Source organism: Rhizobium sp. 'Codium 1' (assembly GCF_020889605.1).
In the GTDB taxonomy this organism is placed as follows: domain Bacteria; phylum Pseudomonadota; class Alphaproteobacteria; order Rhizobiales; family Rhizobiaceae; genus Allorhizobium; species Allorhizobium algae.
Genome location: NZ_JAJGPW010000002.1, coordinates 411,093 through 430,512 on the forward strand (window position 1 = coordinate 411,093; position 19,420 = coordinate 430,512).

Below are 19,420 nucleotides of genomic sequence, written 5' to 3' on the forward strand. Positions count from 1 at the left end.
CGCAACAAACAAAGACGGCGCGGGTTTGATCCCGCGCCGTCTTTGTTGATGACTGATCGAACGTCGGTCAGTCGACGTTGAACACCAGAGGCTTGGCCTGCTTGACCGCCGGGTTGGCAATCAGCTGGTCGAGCACGGACTGATCCACCGGGCCGTCGACATAGAGAAGCGCAATCGCGTCGCCGCCTTCCTGGTCACGACCGAGCTGGAAATTCGCGATGTTGACCTTGGCATTGCCGAGCGTCGTGCCCATGAAGCCGATCATGCCGGGAACGTCGGTGTTGGAGATGTAGATCATGTTCTGACCGACATCGGCATCCATGTTGATGCCCTTGATCTGGATGAAGCGCGGCTTGCCGTCGGAGAAGACCGTGCCGGCGATCGACCGGGTCTGCTTCTCGGTCGTGACGGTGAGCTTGATGTAGCCGTCGTAGACGCCAGTCTTGTCGCGCTTCACTTCCGAGACGATAACGCCCTTTTCCTTGATCATGATCGGCGCCGAAACCATGTTGACGTCGGCCACCTGCGGGCGAATGAGACCGGCCAGCAGCGCAGACGTCAGCGCCTTGGTGTTCATGCCGGAGGTCACACCGTCATAGAGGATCTCGATTTCCTTGATCGGGTTCTCGGTCATCTGGCCGGCAAAGGAGCCGAGCACGTCCGCAAGACGGATGAAGGGCTTGAGGATCGGCGCTTCCTCGGCGGTGATCGACGGCATGTTGATCGCGTTCGAGACGGCACCCTTGATGAGGTAGTCCGACATCTGCTCGGCGACCTGAAGGGCAACATTCTCCTGGGCTTCCGTGGTCGAGGCGCCGAGATGCGGCGTGCAGACGACGTTGGGCAGGCCGAAGAGCGGGCTTTCGGTTGCAGGCTCGACTTCGAAGACGTCGAAACCGGCACCGGCGACATGGCCGGACTTGATGGCGTCGGCAAGGACTGCCTCATCCACGAGACCACCACGGGCGCAGTTGATGATGCGCACGCCGGGCTTCGTCTTGGCAATGTTGTCCTTGCCGAGAATGCCGCGGGTCTTGTCGGTCATCGGCACATGCAGCGTGATGAAATCGGCGCGCGGCAGGAGCTCGTCCAGCTCGACCTTTTCGACGCCCATTTCCTGGGCACGCTCGGTCGACAGGAAGGGGTCGTAGGCGATGACATGCATGCCGAGCCCGATCGCCTTCTTGCAGACGATGCCGCCGATGTTGCCGGCACCGATCACGCCCAGCGTCTTGCCGGTGATCTCGACACCCATGAACTTCGACTTTTCCCACTTGCCGGCCTGGGTCGAGGCATCGGCCTGCGGCAGCTGGCGGGCAACGGCAAACATCAGGGCGATGGCGTGTTCGGCTGTTGTAATCGAGTTGCCGAAGGGCGTGTTCATCACGATGATGCCGCGCTTGGAGGCAGCCGGGATATCGACATTGTCGACGCCGATGCCGGCGCGACCGATGACCTTGAGGTTGGTCGCAGCCGCGATCAGCTTTTCCGTCGCCTTGGTGGCGGAACGGATGGCGAGGCCATCATAGTTGCCGATGATTTCGGCGAGCTTTTCCTTGTCCTTGCCGAGCTTCGGCTGGAAGTCCACTTCAACGCCGCGATCACGGAAGATCTGGACGGCGGTTTCAGACAGTTCGTCGGATACGAGAACGCGAGGTGCCATGACGAGGCCTCCTTCAGAGAGTTCGTTTGAATGAGATGATGAGAATTGCGGGGCTCCGCCTCTGTGGCGGAGCCAAATTGATCAAGGATCAGGCGGCAGCCTTGGCCAGGGACGACTTCTGCGTTTCGTAGGCGAAGGAAAGCCAGGGCATCAGCGCTTCCATGTCTGATGTCTCGATCGTCGCACCGGCCCAGATTCGAAGGCCAGCCGGCGCATCGCGGTAAGCACCGATGTCGAAGGCGACACCCTGCTTTTCGAGGATGCTGGCAATGCCCTTGGCAAAGGCAGCCTGGGCATCCGCGTCGAGTGCTGTCACCGCGGGATCAACGATCTTCACGCAGACCGAGGTGTTGGAGCGCGTGGCATCATCAACGGCCAGATTGGCGATCCAGTCGTTCTTTTCGATAAAGTCGAAGATCACCTTGGCGTTCGCATCGGCACGGGCGATCAGCGCCTTGAGGCCGCCCAGCGACTTTGCCCACTTCAGCGCATCGACATAGTCCTCGACGCAGAGCATCGAGGGCGTGTTGATCGTCTCGCCGACGAAGATGCCTTCGATCAGCTTGCCGCCCGAGGTCATGCGGAAGATTTTCGGCAGCGGCCATGCCGGCACATAGGTCGTCAGGCGCTCGACGGCGCGCGGGGAAAGGATGATCACACCGTGACCGCCCTCACCGCCCAGAACCTTCTGCCAGGAGAAGGTGGTGACATCGAGCTTGGAGAAGTCGAGGTCCTGCGCAAAAGCCGCCGAAGTGGCGTCGCAGATCGTCAGGCCCTTGCGGTCAGCCGGGATGAAGTCGGCGTTCGGAACGCGGACACCCGAGGTCGTGCCGTTCCAGGTGAAGACGACGTCGCGGTCGAAATCGACAGCGGCGAGATCCGGCAGCAGGCCGTAATCGGCATTGAACTTGCGGACATCGGCGAGCTTCAGCTGCTTCACCACATCGGTGACCCAGCCAGCGCCAAAGCTTTCCCAGGAAAGCATGTCGACGCCACGTTCGCCGAGCAGCGACCACATGGCCATTTCGACGGCACCGGTGTCGGAGGCCGGAACAATGCCGATGCGGTAGTCAGCGGGCACGTTCAGAATTTCGCGGGTAAGGTCGATGGCCAGCTTCAGCTTTTCCTTGCCGACCTTGGCGCGGTGCGAACGACCGAGCGGGGCATCGGAAAGCGCATCGAGCGACCAACCGGGGCGCTTCGAACAGGGGCCAGACGAAAAATGAGAGTTTGCCGGACGCGCGGCAGGGGCGATCACATCAGCCATATAGATACCCTTCCAGGTAATTAGCCTCTCGTTGGGGAGAGGTGTCCCGCCGTCGGAACTACTCTTGTCGGGCATGTCAGTCAAGCCGGCTCGCGTCGCGAAATGCCAAATTTTTGTTCCCTCCGCGCCCTGGGCAGCGAAAGAGCAGAACGCAAAAGGGCCGCCCGAAGGCGACCCCTGTGCTCAATCCCGGAAGAGAGATTACTTGTAGACCGGCAGTTCGACTGGCGGTTCGTAGGCAACAGGAGTTTCGCAACCACCGAAGACATAACGGGCACCGGCATGGACGCTGTGGCTGTAGAAGCCCTTGTCGTAGCCTGGGCCGCCATTCGAGGCATAGCCGAACATGTCGCCACCCATGGTATGGCGGAAGCGATAGCCGAGGTCAGCCTTGACGTTGCAGGTCACGTCGATCGAGGCGCCGGCCATGAGCTGGTAGGCGAAACGCCAGCTGCCCTTGCCGCCATGTTCAACGGTGGTGTCACAACCCGAGCCGTCGTCGGCGCAAGACGTGTTGCGCAACTTGTCCCACTTGACGTAGGAGCCGCCGATACCGCCGCCGACATAAGGCGTGAAGTACGCGTAGGTTCCAAGGTCGATATATGCATTGGCCATCAGCGTGTAGGCACGAAGTGTCGAGAGATCTTCCGAAGTACACGCAACCGCACAAGCACTGCCGCCACCGGCGCCGCCACCGACGGTCGAGCCCTTGAAGTCGGACTTGAACATGTAGTCGAAAGTCAGGTCGGTGCGCAGATGGCTGTTGACCTGGTAACCGACACCGGCGCCAACCCAAAAGCTGTCCTTGATCGACGAGGTCGTGAAACTGGCTTCGTCGGCATTGGAGCCCTGGAAGAATTTGGCGCCGCGCAGTTTGTTGAAATTGTAACCGAGGTCACCGCGCAGGTACCAGCCGGACGTTTCGGCGACGGCAACTTCCGGCGCGTCGATGTAAGCCGGCTGCGGCTCGGGCTGATAAACGTCTGCGGCATAGGCGGCCGAGCTGGCGAGCAGCGCAGCCGCTGCCACGGTAAGAATGGTTTTGGTCATGACAGGATACTCCAAAGTCCCAGCGTTGTCGCGTCAGGCCGTCTCAAGCCAGACATCCTGAATTGAGACAAATAATGGAGCGGAAAGGTTAAGTTGCGATTAACTACAGATCTTAACTCTAACCCTTATGCAATTGCTTACCTTGGTACTTGTGTCGAACTGAACAAAAGCGAAAGGCGCGGCTCCCGAAAGAGCCGCGCCTTGCATCTCTTCGCTGCGGTCGTCTCGCCTCAGGCGGCGTGACGGGGAACCGGTGGGCGAACTGTCTCCAGATTGAACTGCCCCAATTGCTGATCCATTTCACGAGCCTCGCCTGCCAGCCTGTGGATCGCCGCGGTCGTCTCCTCGACCATGGCCGCATTCTGCTGGGTCATGGCGTCTAGCTGGTTCACCGAGGAATTGATGTCGACCAGGGTCTGCGCTTCCTCGCGAGTGGACTCCATGATCTCGCCGATATGGCTGTTGATCGACAGAACATGCGAACCGATGCCATCGAGGGCATTGCCCGCTTTTTCGACAAGCTTGACGCCGTGATCGACTTCACCGCGTGACTTGGTAAGCAGATTGGCGATCTCCTTGGCCGCACTCGACGAGCGCTGTGCGAGTTCCCGCACTTCCTGAGCGACCACCGCAAAGCCCTTGCCGCTCTCGCCGGCACGCGCAGCCTCCACCCCGGCATTCAGGGCAAGCAGATTGGTCTGGAAGGCGATCTCGTCAATGACAGAGACGATCTTGTTGATCTCCTGCGAGGATCCCTGGATGGCCTCCATGGCGGCGATCGTGTCACGCATGATCAGCCCGGACGTCGCCGTGTCGTCCTTGGCGGCACGTGCGATACGTTCCGCCTCCTCGGCGCGGGCAATCTGCGTCTGCACCGCGACGGTGATCTCCTGGATCGCAGAGGCCGCCTGCGAGATGGCTGCGGCCTGGCGCTCCGTGCGTTCGGCGAGCTGGTCTGCCCCTGCCCGCATCTCCTCGGATCCCTCGCGCACCGCCACCGAATTGCCACCGATACCGCCAAGCGTCGTGCTCAGGGTCTCGATCGCCTTGTTGAAATTGGAACGCAGTCCCTCGAGATCCGCCGGGAAACCGCGCTCGATCCGGAAGGCCAGATCGCCGGCGGCGAGCCTGTCCAGCCCGTGGTCCAGCGTTTCGACGACCTCCTGCAAGGTCCGGGCCTCGCTGTCACGTTCCGCCATCCGCTGCCGGCGCTCTTCATCGGCGCGCGTCCGCTCTTCACGACGCTCGGCGGAAAGCCGTTGCTGTTCGATCAGGCCGAGCCGGAAGCGTTCCAGCGCCCGGGCCATGCTGCCGATCTCGTCCTGCCGCTGCTGATTTTCCACCGGCTGCTCGATTTCTCCATCCGCGACGGCACCGGTGAAGGCGACGAGGCGATCGAGCGGGGCAAACAGGCGCCGCGTGAAGATCCAGGTTGCGACGGCGAGCACCACCAGCGCAACCAGCCCGGTCAGGAACAGCGTGGCCGCGATGCTCAGCGAACCGGCTTCCAATTCGGCCGTGGTCAGGCTCTCCGTCACGACGAAATCCTGGCCCGCGAAAGTGATCCGTCGCCCATAGACGACTGCGGGGCCTTCCGGGCGCTGGCTCGACTGCACGGCGACCCCATCACCCGAAATCGGGAAATCGGCACGCACATCGATAAGTTTGCCTGCATCATCGAGTGCAATCCCGGCACCGGAACCCGACAGGATCGACGCCCTCTGACTGCTGCCGGCAATGATCCCCTTGGACAGAAGATTGGCGAAAACCTCGGGCTGGACCTGAAACATCAGGCTGCCCTTGTAGCCCCCGAGCTTGACCAGGGGCACGGCAAAATAAATGTCCGGCGCGGTGGCATCCGAACCCACGGCAAGGCCGGAGAAATTCACGCCGACGACGTCGTCCACGGCATTTGCAGCCGCTTCAGCCGACTGCTGGTAAACGCGTCCAAGACCCGTCGCAGCCCAATTCCCTTGTTTCAGGTTCTCTCCGAAGGCCGGACCTTTCCGGAACGAATAGATGACGTTGCCGTTCTGGTCGGCGATCAGCATGTCGAGGAATGCCGTGCCGGCCAGATAGGCGCCGACCTGCGTCTGGGTCGTTTCATGGGTCGAATAGTAAAAGCCGCTCGGTCCCTCGGGCTTGATCAGTTTCTCGCGCTCCCCGACGGGGTGCGGATTTTCGGAAACGAACACACGCTGCAATTCGGCTTTCGCGTCACCGCTGCTCTTGGTGATGGTGTTCCATCCGCTCTTCAGTCCGGTCATGGACTGCTGCAGCGTCTCGATCTTGGCAATCGAGGCTGCCTGGTTCTGCAGTGAGCCCAGCTTCTCGATCAGGAGGTCTCCCCGAAAGGTCAGCGTGCTGGTCATCGCCTTTTCCGTCTGCTCTCCGAACAGCGCGCTCGAACCCCGATAGGCGAAGATGTTGAGAAGCGCGACGGAGAGGAACGTCAGCAAGAGAAAGACGGCGATGAGTTTGAAGGAAAGCGAATGAATGCGAGCGGTCATGATTGCTGTCCCCTGAGCCGACACGTAGCGGCCGGCACCACCAGGATCAGTCCACCGACCGAATTCGACGGACTTCCCCATTTTTATACTGAGACAATCAACCCAAAGCGCTTAATCACCGGTAAAAGATCGGGGGCGAAACCCCACATTCCATCAACCCACGATCCTTCGCAATGTCATGCGGGCTGGGAAGCCCGCTGGGCAAGGCCCGCAAAGAGCTCGACCGAACGGATCCGCGCCTGAAGGTCGTGGATCGGCGTGGACACGATGATCTCGTCGGGCCTGACATCGGCGATGAAGCGCGAGAGCTTGTCCGCAGCAGTCTCGGGCGATCCGACGATCGCATAGCGCAGCGTATGCTCCACACCGATGCGCTCGATTTCACTCCAGACCCCTTCCATCGTCTCGACAGGCCGCGGGAACGAGCGGCGGATGTCGCGACGCAGATTGACGAACTGCTGCTGTGCCGAGGTGAAGAGACGGCCGGCCTCGCGATCCGTCTCGGCAATGGCCGCCATCGTGCCGACCATCACATAGGGCTTCTGCAGGCCGGCCGAGGGCTGAAAGCGTTCCCGGTAGATTTCGACAGCATCAAGCAATTGATCGGGGGCGAAATGCGATGCGAAGGCGTAAGGCAGGCCCAGTGCTGCAGCCAGATGCGCGCTGTAGAGGCTCGAACCCAGCAGCCAGATCGGGACATGGCTGTTCATGCCGGGAACGGCGATCAGGCCGCCTTCGTCATCCGGCGCTCCCAACAGCCGCTGCAGTTCCAGGATGTCGTGGGGGAAGCTCTCCGCCCCCGCTTCCATGTTGCGGCGCAGGGCCCGGGCGGTGCGCATGTCTGTACCCGGCGCGCGACCGAGGCCAAGCTCGACCCGACCGGGGTAAAGCGCCTCCAACGTTCCAAACTGTTCGGCGATGACCAGCGGCGAGTGGTTCGGCAGCATGATCCCGCCGGATCCCACCCGAATGCTCTGGGTCCCGGCCGCCACATGCGAAATGACGAGCGCCGTCGCCGCGCTGGCAATGCCCGGCATTCCGTGGTGTTCGGCGAGCCAGAAACGGCGATACCCGTTCTTTTCCGCCACCTGAGCCAGGCTGCGCGAGGCGTCCAGAGCCTCCCGGACAGAATGTCCGTCGGCGACGGGAGAGAGATCGAGTATGGAAAATGGTATCATGACAACGGCCCTGTTCGGAGTACCCCTCTCATGTAGTCAGGCCTCGCAGTGGTCCCAAGAGGGGAAGCCAACAAATCGCAATCACTTCGCCTGTTTTCGTTTTGTTCACATTTCGCTGGCACATCTGCCCCGGACTGCACTAGGGTTTCTCATGACTTCCGCGATTCGCATTATCGGCATAGACCCCGGACTCCGCCGCTGCGGCTGGGGCGTCATCGAGACGATCGGCAATTCGCTGCGTTTCGTTGCATCGGGCACTGTGACCTCCGACGGCGACATGGATCTCGCCTCCCGACTTTGCCAGCTGCATGACGGGCTCTCCGAGGTCGTGCATGCCTACACGCCGGACGAAGCCGCCGTCGAACAGACCTTCGTCAACAAGGATGCGGTTGCCACGCTGAAGCTTGGCCAGGCCCGCGGCATCGCCATGCTGGTACCCGCCCGCGCCGGCCTGCCGGTTGCGGAATACGCTCCCAATGCGGTCAAAAAGGCCGTCATCGGCGTCGGTCATGGCGAAAAGGCGCAGATCCACATGATGCTGAAGATCCTGATGCCCAAGGCCGAATTCAAGGGCAACGACGCCGCCGACGCGCTCGCCATTGCCATCTGCCACGCCCACAATCGCGGCGGCGACCGCATGCGCAAGGTGCTGGCCCGCGCCTGATTTGTTCTTGACTTGTTCCGATGGTGGCCGTAAGTAAGACTTATGAGGTATTACCATGCGCGTTACCGAAAAAGGCCAGGTCACCATCCCCAAGGAGATCCGCGATCGACTGGGCATCAAGCCGGGGTCGAATGTGGAATTCGTTGTTGCCGATAAAGGCGTCATGCTGGTCAAGAATGGCGATGCGACGGATGCGTTCGAGGATTTCGATGCGTGGGCGCGGAGTGTCGAGGGGACATTCGACACGAATGGAATGACAGCAGACAAGTACATTGATTGGCTGCGAGGACCGCGTGATGACCTCGACCGTCATTGACACCCATGCGCTGATCGATGTGCTGGGGCCGGCAAGCGAGACGCGCTCCTGGTCGCTTGATGCAATGAAGCGATGCTTCCATGAAGGCCCACTGGTGATAAACCCGATCATCTGGTCAGAGCTTGCCGCCTCCCCCTTGAGCGAGCAGCAACTCAGCCATGCACTCGATTGGCTCGATCTGAAGAGGGAGCCGATCTCCTACGACGTGGCGTTCCGCGCGGGTAAGGCACACCTTCTGTATCGAAGGAACGGCGGCCAGCGGGAACACACCCTCCCGGACTTCCTGATCGGGGCGCATGCTGCCGTCCGGTCTCACCGTTTGCTGACGCGGGATGCTGCGCGCTATCGAAGCTACTTCCCCGACCTCGACATCATCTCCCCCGAAACCCACCCCCTGTAATGCGACGGACGCTCCCATGATCGGCAAACTCAAAGGCACCATCGACGAAATCGGCGACGACTATGTGCTCGTCGATGTCCACGGCGTCTGCTACATCGCCCACTGCTCCTCGCGCACCCTCGGCCGGATCGGCTCGGCGGGCGAGGCAGTTGTTCTCTTCATCGAGACCTATGTGCGCGAAGACCAGCTGAAGCTCTTCGGCTTCATGAGCGCACTGGAGCGGGAATGGTTCAACCTCCTGCAAAGCGTTCAGGGCGTCGGCGCCAGGGTGGCGCTGGCCGTCCTTTCCACCCTCACGCCGTCAGAACTGGCCAATGCGATTGCCCTGCAGGACAAGGCGGCGATCTCCCGCGCCCCCGGCGTCGGCCCGAAGGTGGCACTGCGCCTCGTCACCGAACTGAAAAACAAGGCACCTGCCTTTGCCGGCGAGGCCACGGCCAATATCGGCCTGAAGCAGGAACTTGGTGAGGGCGTGGCTTCGGCCCCGGTCGCCGACGCAGTCTCCGCGCTGACCAATCTTGGCTATTCCCGCGATCAGGCGGCCAATGCCGTGGCAGCGGCCCTGAAGAACGGCGGCGAAGGAGCCGACAGCGCCAAGCTGATCCGGCTAGGCCTGAAAGAGTTGTCGCGGTGAGAACTGTTCCGCAGCAGCAATGTCGCTATAAGAAAAAGAAGCAGCCCGGCTCGATCCGCATGGAACTCCTCGCATGACCGCTGACAACCCGATCCTGACCCCGGAAAAACGCGGCGAAGACCTGGACGCCGCACTCCGCCCGCAGACGCTCGACGACTTCACCGGGCAGGCAGAGGCCCGCGCCAATCTGAAGATCTTCATCGAGGCGGCGAAGAACCGCGGCGAGGCGCTGGACCACGTGCTCTTCGTCGGCCCGCCAGGGCTGGGTAAAACCACGCTCGCCCAGATCATGGCGAAGGAGCTCGGCGTCAACTTCCGCTCGACATCGGGCCCCGTCATCGCCAAGGCCGGCGATCTTGCGGCTCTCCTCACCAATCTCGAGGAGCGCGACGTGCTCTTCATCGACGAAATCCATCGCTTGAGCCCCGCGGTGGAGGAAATCCTCTATCCGGCCATGGAGGATTTCCAGCTCGACCTGATCATCGGCGAAGGCCCGGCTGCCCGCTCGGTGAAGATCGACCTGTCGAAATTCACCCTGGTTGCCGCGACCACCCGTCTCGGCCTGCTGACCACCCCGCTGCGCGACCGCTTCGGCATTCCGGTACGTCTGAATTTCTATACCGTCGAGGAACTGGAATCGATCGTCCGCCGTGGCGCCCGCCTGCTCAATCTTCCAATGACCGAGGACGGCGCCCGCGAAGTCGCCCGCCGCGCCCGTGGCACGCCACGCATCGCCGGTCGGCTGTTGCGACGTGTGCGTGACTTCGCCGAAGTCGCGCGTGCCGAAGCCGTCACCCGCCAGATCGCCGACGAGGCACTGACACGCCTCAACGTCGACAATATGGGCCTCGACCAGCTCGACATGCGCTATCTCTCGATGATCGCGGTGAATTTCGGCGGTGGACCGGTCGGCATCGAAACGATTGCTGCGGGTCTCTCGGAACCGCGCGACGCCATCGAGGACATCATCGAGCCCTACATGATCCAGCAGGGTTTCATCCAGCGCACCCCGCGCGGCCGTGTTTTGACCGCAAACGCGTGGAAGCATCTGGGGATGCAGCCGCCCAAGGATCTGGAAGCTGCACAATTCCGGCTGACGCTCGAGGACGAATGAGACCGTGTCCAAACGCACCCTCATCACCATCAAGGACGGCAAGCGGCGGTTCAACCATCGGATCGCCGGTCTCGCCTTCCGCGACGGTCATGTGCTGGTGCACCGCGCGACCCACGAGACCTTCTGGACCTTCCCGGGTGGACGGGCGGAGATCGGTGAGACCTCGGCGGAAACCCTGGTGCGTGAAATGCAGGAGGAACTGGGCGTCGACGCCGTAATCGGCCCCCTGCTCTGGATCGTCGAGAACTTTTTCGACTATGAGGGCAAAGCCTGGCATGAACTCGGCCTGTACTACCGCATGGAGATCCCTGTCTCCTTTCCTTTTCACGAAAGCGAGATCATCCACCGCAACGAGGATGGCAAGAACAGCCTTGAGTTCAAATGGGTCCCGGCAACGCGGGAAGCACTGACGACCCTCGACATCCCGCCCTATTTCATTGCCGACGAGATCGAGGCCCTGCCGGCCTCGCCAAAGCACATCGTCTGGCATGATGGGGATCTGGACGACAAATGATCGACCCGCGCCGCAGCTTCATCAAACTCGCCTACAACAACAGGCTCGCCAATGAGCGGCTGCACGAAGCGATCTCCATGCTCCAGCCGGGCGAATTCGAAGCACATCGCACCGGCTTCTTTCCGTCGATCCAGGCGAGCCTCAATCACATCCTGGTCATTGACTGGTTCTACGTGGATGCCCTCGAAGGCGGCAGACTGGGACCGAAAGCCTGGGCCAATGAAATCCCGTTCCCCCATCCTGAAGGACTGCGTGAGGCGCAGGCGGCCGTGGATCAGCGGCTCCTGAACTTCTGTCTCTCGCTCGACATTGACGCCCTGGCGAGCGAGGTTCAGATCCACAGGGGCACCCGCGTTCAAACCGAACGCGTGGACGATGTCTTGAACCATCTCTTCCAGCATCAGACCCATCATCGGGGCCAGGTCCACGCGATGTTGTCCGGCACCAGCGTACCCCCGCCGCAGCTGGACGAGTTCATCGTCTCCGACGATGCAGCTTCTCGGGCAGCAGAAATGCAGCAGCTTTCGATCACCGAAGCTGACCTGATGATGCTGGACAGATCGGCCTGACTTCGGCTAGCCACCGGATTTCGGCACAGAAGACTGATTGGCAGGACAAGGCAGGATCAGGCATGACGACCCATAATCACCCGCTGGCGGGCGAAATCATTGACGGCGTGCACCACCTCATCCAGCGCGTCTATTACGAGGACACCGACTTTTCCGGCGCCGTTTACCATGCCCGCTACCTCCACTTCATGGAGCGCGCCCGCACCGATTATCTGCGCTGCCTCGGGGTCGAGCAGTCGAACCTGTTTGCGAGCTCGGACGAAGGCCTCGCCTTCATGGTTCATCGCATGGAGATCGACTTCAAGGCTCCTGCCCGGATGGATGATGTTGTCAGGGTTCTCACCCGCACGGAGAAGGCTGGTGGCGCCAAGATGATCCTTGAGCAGGAAATCCGCCGTGGCGAGCAATTGCTGATCGCGGCAAGGGTGATCATCGCCGTCGTCAATCGCAACGGCAGGCCCCGTCGCCTTCCGGACGATCTCGCCAGACAGTTCCTTGCCTGAGTTCACAAAGCCCGGATCAAGGCCTCGGTAACGCCTTTTTAACCTTAATAGGGTCTTACTCCGAGCCTGGAAGATTGTGCAATGCACGCCTTCCTTTGACCAAATTTTCATCCCAGAAGCACTCTGGGAGCTAAGGCGGGAAAAGGGTTTCGGCGGCTGCGACCGCACAAGTTTTCCACCAGTAGAGCTCATGTCGCCGCCCGGTCCAACCCACCGGGCGTTTGGATTTCGGGGAATTTTAGGCGATGGAACAAGTTGGAATGGCTGCAGCGACCCATGATGTGAGCCTTTGGGGCCTCTTCATGCAGGCGGGCTTCATCGTCAAGCTCGTGATGATCGGCCTGATGGGCGCCTCTGTCTGGACCTGGGCCATCGTCATCGACAAGTATTTGAGCTACGCTCGCGCCCGCCGCCAGTTCGACCAGTTCGAACAGGTCTTCTGGTCGGGCCAGTCCCTGGAAGAACTCTATCGCACACTCGCCGAGCGCAACAATACGGGCCTCGCGGCTATCTTCGTCGCAGCCATGCGCGAATGGAAGAAGAGCTTCGAGCGCGGAGCCCGCTCGCCGATCGGCCTTCAGATGCGCATCGACCGCGCCATGGACGTCACCATGTCGCGCGAATCGGAAGCACTCGAGTCGCGTCTGTCTTCGCTTGCCACCATTGGTTCGGCCGGCCCGTTCATCGGCCTGTTCGGCACTGTCATCGGCATCATGACCTCGTTCCAGGCGATCGCCGGCTCCAACAATGCAAGCCTTGCAGTCGTCGCCCCCGGTATTGCCGAAGCACTGCTCGCAACGGCCATCGGCCTGGTCGCCGCTATTCCCGCCGTCATCGCCTACAACAAGTTCTCCGGTGAAGCAGGCAAGCTGGGCGCGCGCATGGAAGGTTTCGCAGACGAATTTTCCGCCATCCTCTCGCGTCAGATCGATGAAAAGCTGCAGCCCCGCCAGGCTGCCCAGTAAGGGCTGAGGAGCAGGAGACGCATCATGGGCATGTCGATCGGATCGGGAAGCAAGGGCGGCGGACGCCGTGGACGTCGGGGCAGCAGGAAAGCCCTCGTCAGCGAGATCAACGTCACACCTTTCGTCGATGTCGTGCTTGTGCTGCTGATCATCTTCATGGTCGCCGCGCCGATGATGACCGTCGGCGTACCGATCGACCTGCCGCAGACCCAGGCCGGAGCGATGACCAGCGAAAATCAGCCGATCACCGTCTCGGTCAATCCGGAAGGTGAGATCTATCTGCAGGAGACCGCGATCCCGATCGAGGAAGTCGTGCCCAAGCTGCAGGCGATCGCCACCACCGGCTACAATGAACGCATTTTTGTGCGGGCCGACACCGCCGCCACCTATGGCATCGTCATGCAGGTCATGGCGCGGATCTCATCCGCCGGTTTCACCAATATCGGTCTCGTGACCTTGCAGGAACAGCAGAACTGATCGGACGGACATGAAGGGCAGCCTCTTCACATCCAGCTTTCTGCATGGACTGGTGCTCACCGCAGCACTGGTCAGCCTCGGCGCGCCCGAAAAGCTCGAAATCGCACCGATGGAAAGCCTGCCGGTCGACATCGTCCCGATCGAGGAATTCACCCAGATCCAGAAGGGCTCGAAAGACGCACCGATGGCGGAGAAATCCGCACCCGTGCCCACCAAGAAACCTGCGATCGCCGAGCCTGCCGAGAATGTCGGAGACAACGAGGTGGACCTGAAAGCTCCGCCGACACCGTCGAAGCGACCGGTCGAACAGGAAGTGGCTGCAGCCCCGGAAAAAGTCGAGACGCCGGCACCGACGCCTGATGCCAAGCCGAACGAGGTGAAGGAAGTCGTCAAGGAAGAGACGGCACCGCCACCCGAACCGGAGCCGCAGCCTGCGGAACCCGCGCCGGCTGAGGCAAAGCCTGCGGAACCCGTGCCTGCAGAAACGGCGGTTGCGGAAGAAATCCCGCTGCCCGAAAATGCACCCGTACCGCCATCGCGGCCGGAACCGGAAATCGCCAAGCCCGTCGAGAAGAAGCCGGAACCGAAGGCAACCGCCAAGGCGGATGCCAAGCAGGACACCAAGACCCGCGAGACCGCGAAATCGAAGCCGCAGATGGAAAGCGATTTCAACGCCGACGAAGTGGCAGCCCTTCTCAACAAGACGGATGCGGCCGGCGGTGGCGCGAAGCGTTCCACCGATCCCGAAGCCTTAGGCGGCAAGACCGATACCGGCGGCTCGACACTCAGTCAGAGCGAGATGGATGCATTGCGCGGCGTCATCCAGCAGAACTGGCTGATCACGCCGGGTATGGCGGACGCGGCCGATGTCCGTGTCCGCGTCACCTTCCGCCTCGACCAGAGCGGTGCTCTGGTCGGCGACCCCGAAGCGACTGCAACCGGCGGCTCACCCTCGGCGCAGCAGGTCCTCATGAGCGGCGCCGTGCGCGCCGTTCGCAAGTCCGCCCCGTTCACCAATCTTCCCCCGGACAAATATGACGCATGGTCTGAAGTTGTCGTCAATTTCGACCCCAGCGAACTGATGTAAGAGCTGAAAGGCTTGGTAAGAATGAAAACTCTCCTCCTCCGACTTCTGCTGGTCTGTGCCGGCATCGCAGGTGCCTATGTCGGCCCCGCAAGCGCTGCCGTCGAAATCAACATCAACCGCGGCAACGTGCAGCCCCTGCCGATTGCCATCACCGACTTCATCTCGGCTGATGGGATAGGCGCCCAGATTTCTGCCGTAATCGAGGCCGACCTCAAGCGCTCCGGTCTCTTCGCGCCGGTCAGCCGCGCCGCATTCATCGAGAAGGTGCAGAACCCCGATCAGCCACCGCGCTTCGAGGACTGGAAGGTCCTTAAAGCCGAAGCCCTGGTGGTCGGCCGTATCGTGCGCGAACCCGATGGTCGCCTGCGCGCCGAATTCCGCCTCTGGGATACCTTTGCTGGCCAGCAGATGATGGGCCAGCAGTTCTTCACCGATCCGAAGAACTGGCGCCGCGTCGCCCATATGATCGCAGACGCCATCTATGAGCGGATCACCGGCGAGAAGGGTTACTTCGACACACGCATCGTCTTTGTCTCGGAAAGCGGACCCAAGATCGACCGCAAGCGCCAGCTTGCGATCATGGACCAGGACGGCGAGAACGTGCGCATGCTGACCAACAGCAATGACATCGTTCTCACGCCCCGCTTCTCGCCGAGCCGCCAGGAAATCACCTACATGTCCTTCGAGGGCCAGCAGCCGCGGGTCTTCCTGCTGCAACTGGAAACGGGCTCTCGCGAGGTGGTCGGCAACTTCCCCGGCATGACTTTCGCGCCGCGCTTCTCGCCGGATGGCCAGCGGGTCATCATGAGCCTGCAGCAGGACGGCAATGCCAACATCTACACGATGGATTTGCGCTCGCGGACGACAACGCGCCTCACGTCCACCGCTGCGATCGACACCTCGCCCTCCTATTCGCCTGACGGTAGCCAGATCGTCTTTGAAAGCGACCGTGGTGGCCGCCAGCAGCTCTATGTCATGGGTGCCGACGGTTCCGGCCAGCGCCGCATCTCGTTTGGCGACGGCTCCTACTCCACGCCGGTCTGGTCACCGCGCGGCGATCTGATTGCCTTCACCAAGCAGTCCGGTGGCAAATTCTCGATCGGCGTGATGAAGACGGACGGCTCCGGCGAGCGCATCCTGACGACGGGCTTCCACAACGAGGGGCCGACCTGGGCGCCGAACGGCCGTGTGCTGATGTTCTTCCGCCAGAACTCCGGCGCCGGTGGCCCGCAGCTCTATTCGATCGACCTCTCCGGCTACAACGAGCAATTGGTGAAGACCCCGACCTTCGCCTCCGACCCGGCCTGGTCGCCGCTAATGGATTGATGACGGCAAAGAGGCGCAATTGCGCCTCTTTCTTGCCGCAAACCGTCTGCATTCGACCCGTTCACTACGTGATTTGACAGTTTCTTAACCATGATTGTTGGAGCCCGGTTAACCGCGATTGGTTAAGGTCAGGCAACCCTAACAAAGAATTCAAGGAGACCGGCGATGAGCCGAATTCATTCCCCGGCCACGAGCCGTCTGCAGAAAATGGCAACCAACCCGGCCATGATCGCCTTCGCCATGGCTCTGGCCCTCGCAGGCTGCGCGAACAAGAAGAACCTGCCGAACAGCGCAGGTGAACTCGGCCTCGGCGCCGGCGCCGGTGCGGCCACCCCGGGCTCTGCCCAGGACTTCACCGTCAATGTCGGCGACCGCATCTTCTTCGACACCGACTCGACCTCGATCCGTGCCGACGCCGCTCAGACGCTCGACCGTCAGGCCCAGTGGCTGCAGCGCTACCCGAACTACGCAATCACCATCGAAGGCCATGCCGACGAACGCGGCACGCGCGAATACAACCTGGCGCTCGGCGCACGCCGTGCAGCCGCCACCCGCGACTACCTCGCCCAGCGCGGTGTCCCGGCTCAGCGCCTGAAGACCATTTCCTACGGCAAGGAACGCCCGGTCGCCGTCTGCGACGACATTTCCTGCTGGTCTCAGAACCGCCGTGCCGTCACCGTTCTCGGTGGCGCCGGCATGTGATCCGGATAGACCCGCGATCACCAGAGCTTGAAGGCGGCCCCGGGGCCGCCTTTTACTTTTCTCCTTACTTTGGCCGAACTTGGTTGCTTTTTGCAGGCAATTGGGAAAACTCCTGTCGGCGCTGGTTCGGCGCAATTCGTCGCGAATACAGGAAAAGGAACATGAACAAACTTGTGATGGCCGCTCTGCTAACGACGGCCACGCTGACGGGACTGCATGGCAGCGCAAGCGCATTCCAGCTGTTTCCGAACGTGCAGCTCGGCCAGAAGAATGCGCCCGGGCACTCGCCGAAGGCCGAGGTCCAACTGGCCCAGGTCACGGATCCGACCTTGCGCGTCCAGCAGCTCGAGGAAGAGATCCGCGCCTTGAACGGCCGGATCGAGGAAATGAGCTTCCAGCTTCTGCAGATGCAGGAAACCATCCGCAAGCAACAGGAAGACAACGAGTTTCGCTTCCAGGATCTTGAGAAGAAGAGTGGCTCGCTGACCCGTCCCGTGACCGGTGGCGAGCAGCAGGACTCGGTTGCCGAGATCATCACCGAAACTCCGGACGTCGGCGCAATCGCCGACGCTTCCGGCGCCGGCCAGGCACCCGGAACAGCCCCCGGTGAACAGACGCTCGGATCGATTGCTCTCGACGAAAGCGGCTTGCCAGCCATAGCGACGCTGAACCCGGATGCTCTGGACAATGGTTCGGGCGCCCTGCCCGGCGTCGACACCGGCGTGACGGCCACCGCACCCGCCGCCCCCCAGCAGACTGCCTCGCTGAATTCCGAAGGCGACGTCTACCAGGTTGCCTATGCGCATGTTCTTTCCGGCGACTACAGCCTGGCTGAAAGCGAATTCCGCGACTTCATTGCGGCCTATCCGAGCAGCGCCAAGATCGCGGATGCCCATTTCTGGCTGGGCGAGGCGCTCTACTCCCAGGGCAATTTCAACGAGGCGGCCAAGACGTTCCTCAATGCCCATCAGACCTACAATGCGTCTCCCAAGGCTCCCGAAATGCTTCTGAAGCTCGGCATGTCGCTCGCCGCGCTCGAAAACACCGAGACCGCTTGCGCCACCTTGCGCGAAGTCTCCAAACGCTATCCCAAGGCTTCCCGCGCCGTCGTCTCAAAGGTCGCGAGTGAGCAGAAGCGCCTCAGCTGCTGATGGCCGCTCCGCTCGCGGCAGGCTGTTCCCTGCCCGAACTTTCGCCCGAAGCGGCGATCAACCATTTTCTCCACACACTCCGCCGCCCGACACGTCTCCTGATCGGCATTTCCGGCGGCAGCGATTCGACCGGATTGCTGGTCACATTGGTAAGGGCCATTGCCGGGAACGGCTTTGCACACAGCCATACGCTGACCGCCGCCACCATCGATCATGGTCTGAGGCCCGCTTCGGCCGAAGAAGCCCGGCAAGTCTCCAAACTCTGTGAACATCTCGGCATTCCGCATCGGATCCTGCAGTGGACCGGCGAGAAGCCCGCAACCGGCCTGTCCGCCGCAGCCCGCATCGCACGCTACCGATTGCTCTCAGACGCGGCGGCCTCCCTGGGGGCAGATGCGATCGTCACCGGACATACATTGGACGACCAGATCGAGACAGTCGCCATGCGGTCGGGCCGCTCGGCGAGCGACGCTCCTGGCCTGGCGGGCATGGCCCAGGCGACGCTGTATGCGGGCCGTCACTGGATCCTCCGGCCCTTCCTGCACACACGCCGCAACGCGATCCGCGACCATCTGCGCGCCCAGAACATTGACTGGATCGACGACCCCAGCAACGAGGACCCGCGCTACGAGCGGGTCCGGATCCGCCAGTCCGCGCCCGACACCGATCCGGAAATGATCGCCCGGGCCGGACACCGGCGCGAAACGCTGTCAGCAGAAGCCGCCGCCTGGCTGAGCGGACACATGGCGGCAATGCCGGGACCGGTCGCGATCATTTCACGGTTACACGATGGCCTCACTCCCACCGACGCGCGGGATTATGCGCTCGCCGCCCTCATGGCCGTTCTCGGGGGCAAACCTCACCGCCCTGCAGCTGCGAGCCTTGCCCGGCTCCGCGCAGCATTGGACGATGGCTCCGATTTCCGCCTGACATTATCGGGCACACTGGCACTCCGCCGCCGCAACCAGCTCTTCCTGCTCCGCGAAAGGCGCGGTCTTTTGCCACTGTCGCTCGCCCCCGGCGAAAGTGGCATCTGGGATGGCCGCTACGCGATCGTGAACAAAAGCGACGTGGAAGTCACCGTCATGCCCGGACCAATCCGGGAGATTGACGCGGATTTACCAGGAGCGGTGCGTGCAACGCTGACCGGAACCACACCGCAAGTGCTTGTGAGAAATGGGCTTCTTCCCTCGCGATGCGAGCACGTGTCAGTCAAACCCCGCCTCTCGCTCTATGCCGATTTCCTGCCGCTCTTCGACCTTGCCCTCGCTCAGGCCCTCGCGACACGGCTGGGCGCAGAACCGGCACCGCCGGCCCCCGTTTAACACTT

Annotated in this window: 20 protein-coding genes; 15 read left to right on the forward strand and 5 right to left on the reverse strand. The window is 61.9% G+C overall.

From position 1 onward, the window contains the following. Positions 1-67 precede the first annotated feature (67 nt). The 5 genes from serA to LJE98_RS07175 all read right to left on the reverse strand — a co-directional run bounded on the left by serA (position 68) and on the right by LJE98_RS07175 (position 7,668). Positions 68-1,663, reverse strand: a complete 1,596-nt coding sequence (serA, locus tag LJE98_RS07155) for a phosphoglycerate dehydrogenase (protein ID WP_229574475.1) — start codon at positions 1,661-1,663, stop codon at positions 68-70. An 88-nt stretch (positions 1,664-1,751) separates the two neighbouring features. Beyond that, positions 1,752-2,930 carry a phosphoserine transaminase gene (locus tag LJE98_RS07160; protein WP_229574476.1) on the reverse strand — a complete coding sequence of 393 codons (1,179 nt, stop codon included), beginning with the start codon at positions 2,928-2,930 and terminating at the stop codon, positions 1,752-1,754. Positions 2,931-3,131: 201 nt separating this feature from the next. Further along, positions 3,132-3,980: an outer membrane protein gene (locus tag LJE98_RS07165; RefSeq protein ID WP_229574477.1), complete on the reverse strand. Its 849-nt coding sequence runs from the start codon at positions 3,978-3,980 to the stop codon at positions 3,132-3,134. Positions 3,981-4,210: 230 nt separating this feature from the next. Further along, positions 4,211-6,490 carry a methyl-accepting chemotaxis protein gene (locus LJE98_RS07170; RefSeq protein WP_229574478.1) on the reverse strand — a complete coding sequence of 760 codons (2,280 nt, stop codon included), beginning with the start codon at positions 6,488-6,490 and terminating at the stop codon, positions 4,211-4,213. Positions 6,491-6,666: 176 nt separating this feature from the next. Further along, complete coding sequence (locus LJE98_RS07175) at positions 6,667-7,668, reverse strand: LLM class flavin-dependent oxidoreductase (protein WP_229574479.1); 1,002 nt, start codon at positions 7,666-7,668, stop codon at positions 6,667-6,669. Between the two features lie 151 nt (positions 7,669-7,819). Here LJE98_RS07175 and ruvC point away from each other — a divergent pair, with 151 nt between their 5' ends. The 15 genes from ruvC (at position 7,820) to tilS (ending at position 19,415) form a co-directional block, all read left to right on the forward strand. Next, a complete protein-coding gene (gene ruvC / locus LJE98_RS07180; RefSeq protein WP_229574480.1) occupies positions 7,820-8,332 on the forward strand; it encodes a crossover junction endodeoxyribonuclease RuvC in 513 nt (170 codons plus the stop codon). Between the two features lie 55 nt (positions 8,333-8,387). Next, entirely contained in the window at positions 8,388-8,648 is a 261-nt protein-coding gene (locus LJE98_RS07185) for an AbrB/MazE/SpoVT family DNA-binding domain-containing protein (protein ID WP_229574481.1), read from the forward strand. After that, a complete protein-coding gene (locus LJE98_RS07190) occupies positions 8,629-9,048 on the forward strand; it encodes a type II toxin-antitoxin system VapC family toxin (RefSeq protein WP_229574482.1) in 420 nt (139 codons plus the stop codon). Before LJE98_RS07185 ends, LJE98_RS07190 begins: the two co-directional genes overlap by 20 nt. A gap of 16 nt (positions 9,049-9,064) precedes the next feature. Further along, the gene (gene ruvA / locus LJE98_RS07195; protein WP_229574483.1) at positions 9,065-9,682 is read left to right on the forward strand and encodes a Holliday junction branch migration protein RuvA; all 618 of its coding nucleotides are present in this window, start codon (positions 9,065-9,067) and stop codon (positions 9,680-9,682) included. 73 nt (positions 9,683-9,755) lie between these two features. Next, positions 9,756-10,796, forward strand: a complete 1,041-nt coding sequence (gene ruvB / locus LJE98_RS07200) for a Holliday junction branch migration DNA helicase RuvB (protein WP_229574484.1) — start codon at positions 9,756-9,758, stop codon at positions 10,794-10,796. A gap of 4 nt (positions 10,797-10,800) precedes the next feature. Further along, positions 10,801-11,310 carry an NUDIX hydrolase gene (locus LJE98_RS07205; protein WP_229574485.1) on the forward strand — a complete coding sequence of 170 codons (510 nt, stop codon included), beginning with the start codon at positions 10,801-10,803 and terminating at the stop codon, positions 11,308-11,310. Then, positions 11,307-11,879 carry a DinB family protein gene (locus LJE98_RS07210; protein ID WP_229574486.1) on the forward strand — a complete coding sequence of 191 codons (573 nt, stop codon included), beginning with the start codon at positions 11,307-11,309 and terminating at the stop codon, positions 11,877-11,879. Before LJE98_RS07205 ends, LJE98_RS07210 begins: the two co-directional genes overlap by 4 nt. A 62-nt stretch (positions 11,880-11,941) precedes the next feature. Then, on the forward strand, positions 11,942-12,382 hold the full coding sequence (gene ybgC / locus LJE98_RS07215) for a tol-pal system-associated acyl-CoA thioesterase (protein ID WP_229574487.1): 441 nt from the start codon (positions 11,942-11,944) through the stop codon (positions 12,380-12,382). A gap of 245 nt (positions 12,383-12,627) precedes the next feature. Beyond that, on the forward strand, positions 12,628-13,347 hold the full coding sequence (gene tolQ, locus LJE98_RS07220; protein WP_229574488.1) for a protein TolQ: 720 nt from the start codon (positions 12,628-12,630) through the stop codon (positions 13,345-13,347). Between the two features lie 24 nt (positions 13,348-13,371). Further along, positions 13,372-13,824 carry a protein TolR gene (gene tolR, locus LJE98_RS07225; protein WP_229574489.1) on the forward strand — a complete coding sequence of 151 codons (453 nt, stop codon included), beginning with the start codon at positions 13,372-13,374 and terminating at the stop codon, positions 13,822-13,824. 10 nt (positions 13,825-13,834) lie between these two features. Next, positions 13,835-14,911, forward strand: coding sequence for a hypothetical protein (locus LJE98_RS07230; RefSeq protein WP_229574490.1), 1,077 nt, complete (start codon positions 13,835-13,837; stop codon positions 14,909-14,911). 21 nt (positions 14,912-14,932) lie between these two features. Continuing rightward, positions 14,933-16,237 carry a Tol-Pal system beta propeller repeat protein TolB gene (gene tolB / locus LJE98_RS07235; protein ID WP_229574491.1) on the forward strand — a complete coding sequence of 435 codons (1,305 nt, stop codon included), beginning with the start codon at positions 14,933-14,935 and terminating at the stop codon, positions 16,235-16,237. A 165-nt stretch (positions 16,238-16,402) separates the two neighbouring features. After that, positions 16,403-16,939, forward strand: coding sequence for a peptidoglycan-associated lipoprotein Pal (gene pal / locus LJE98_RS07240; RefSeq protein WP_229574492.1), 537 nt, complete (start codon positions 16,403-16,405; stop codon positions 16,937-16,939). Positions 16,940-17,100: 161 nt separating this feature from the next. After that, positions 17,101-18,090 carry a tol-pal system protein YbgF gene (gene ybgF, locus LJE98_RS07245; RefSeq protein ID WP_229574493.1) on the forward strand — a complete coding sequence of 330 codons (990 nt, stop codon included), beginning with the start codon at positions 17,101-17,103 and terminating at the stop codon, positions 18,088-18,090. Further along, on the forward strand, positions 18,090-19,415 hold the full coding sequence (tilS, locus tag LJE98_RS07250) for a tRNA lysidine(34) synthetase TilS (RefSeq protein WP_229574494.1): 1,326 nt from the start codon (positions 18,090-18,092) through the stop codon (positions 19,413-19,415). Before ybgF ends, tilS begins: the two co-directional genes overlap by 1 nt. The last annotated feature ends 5 nt before the right edge of the window (positions 19,416-19,420 follow it).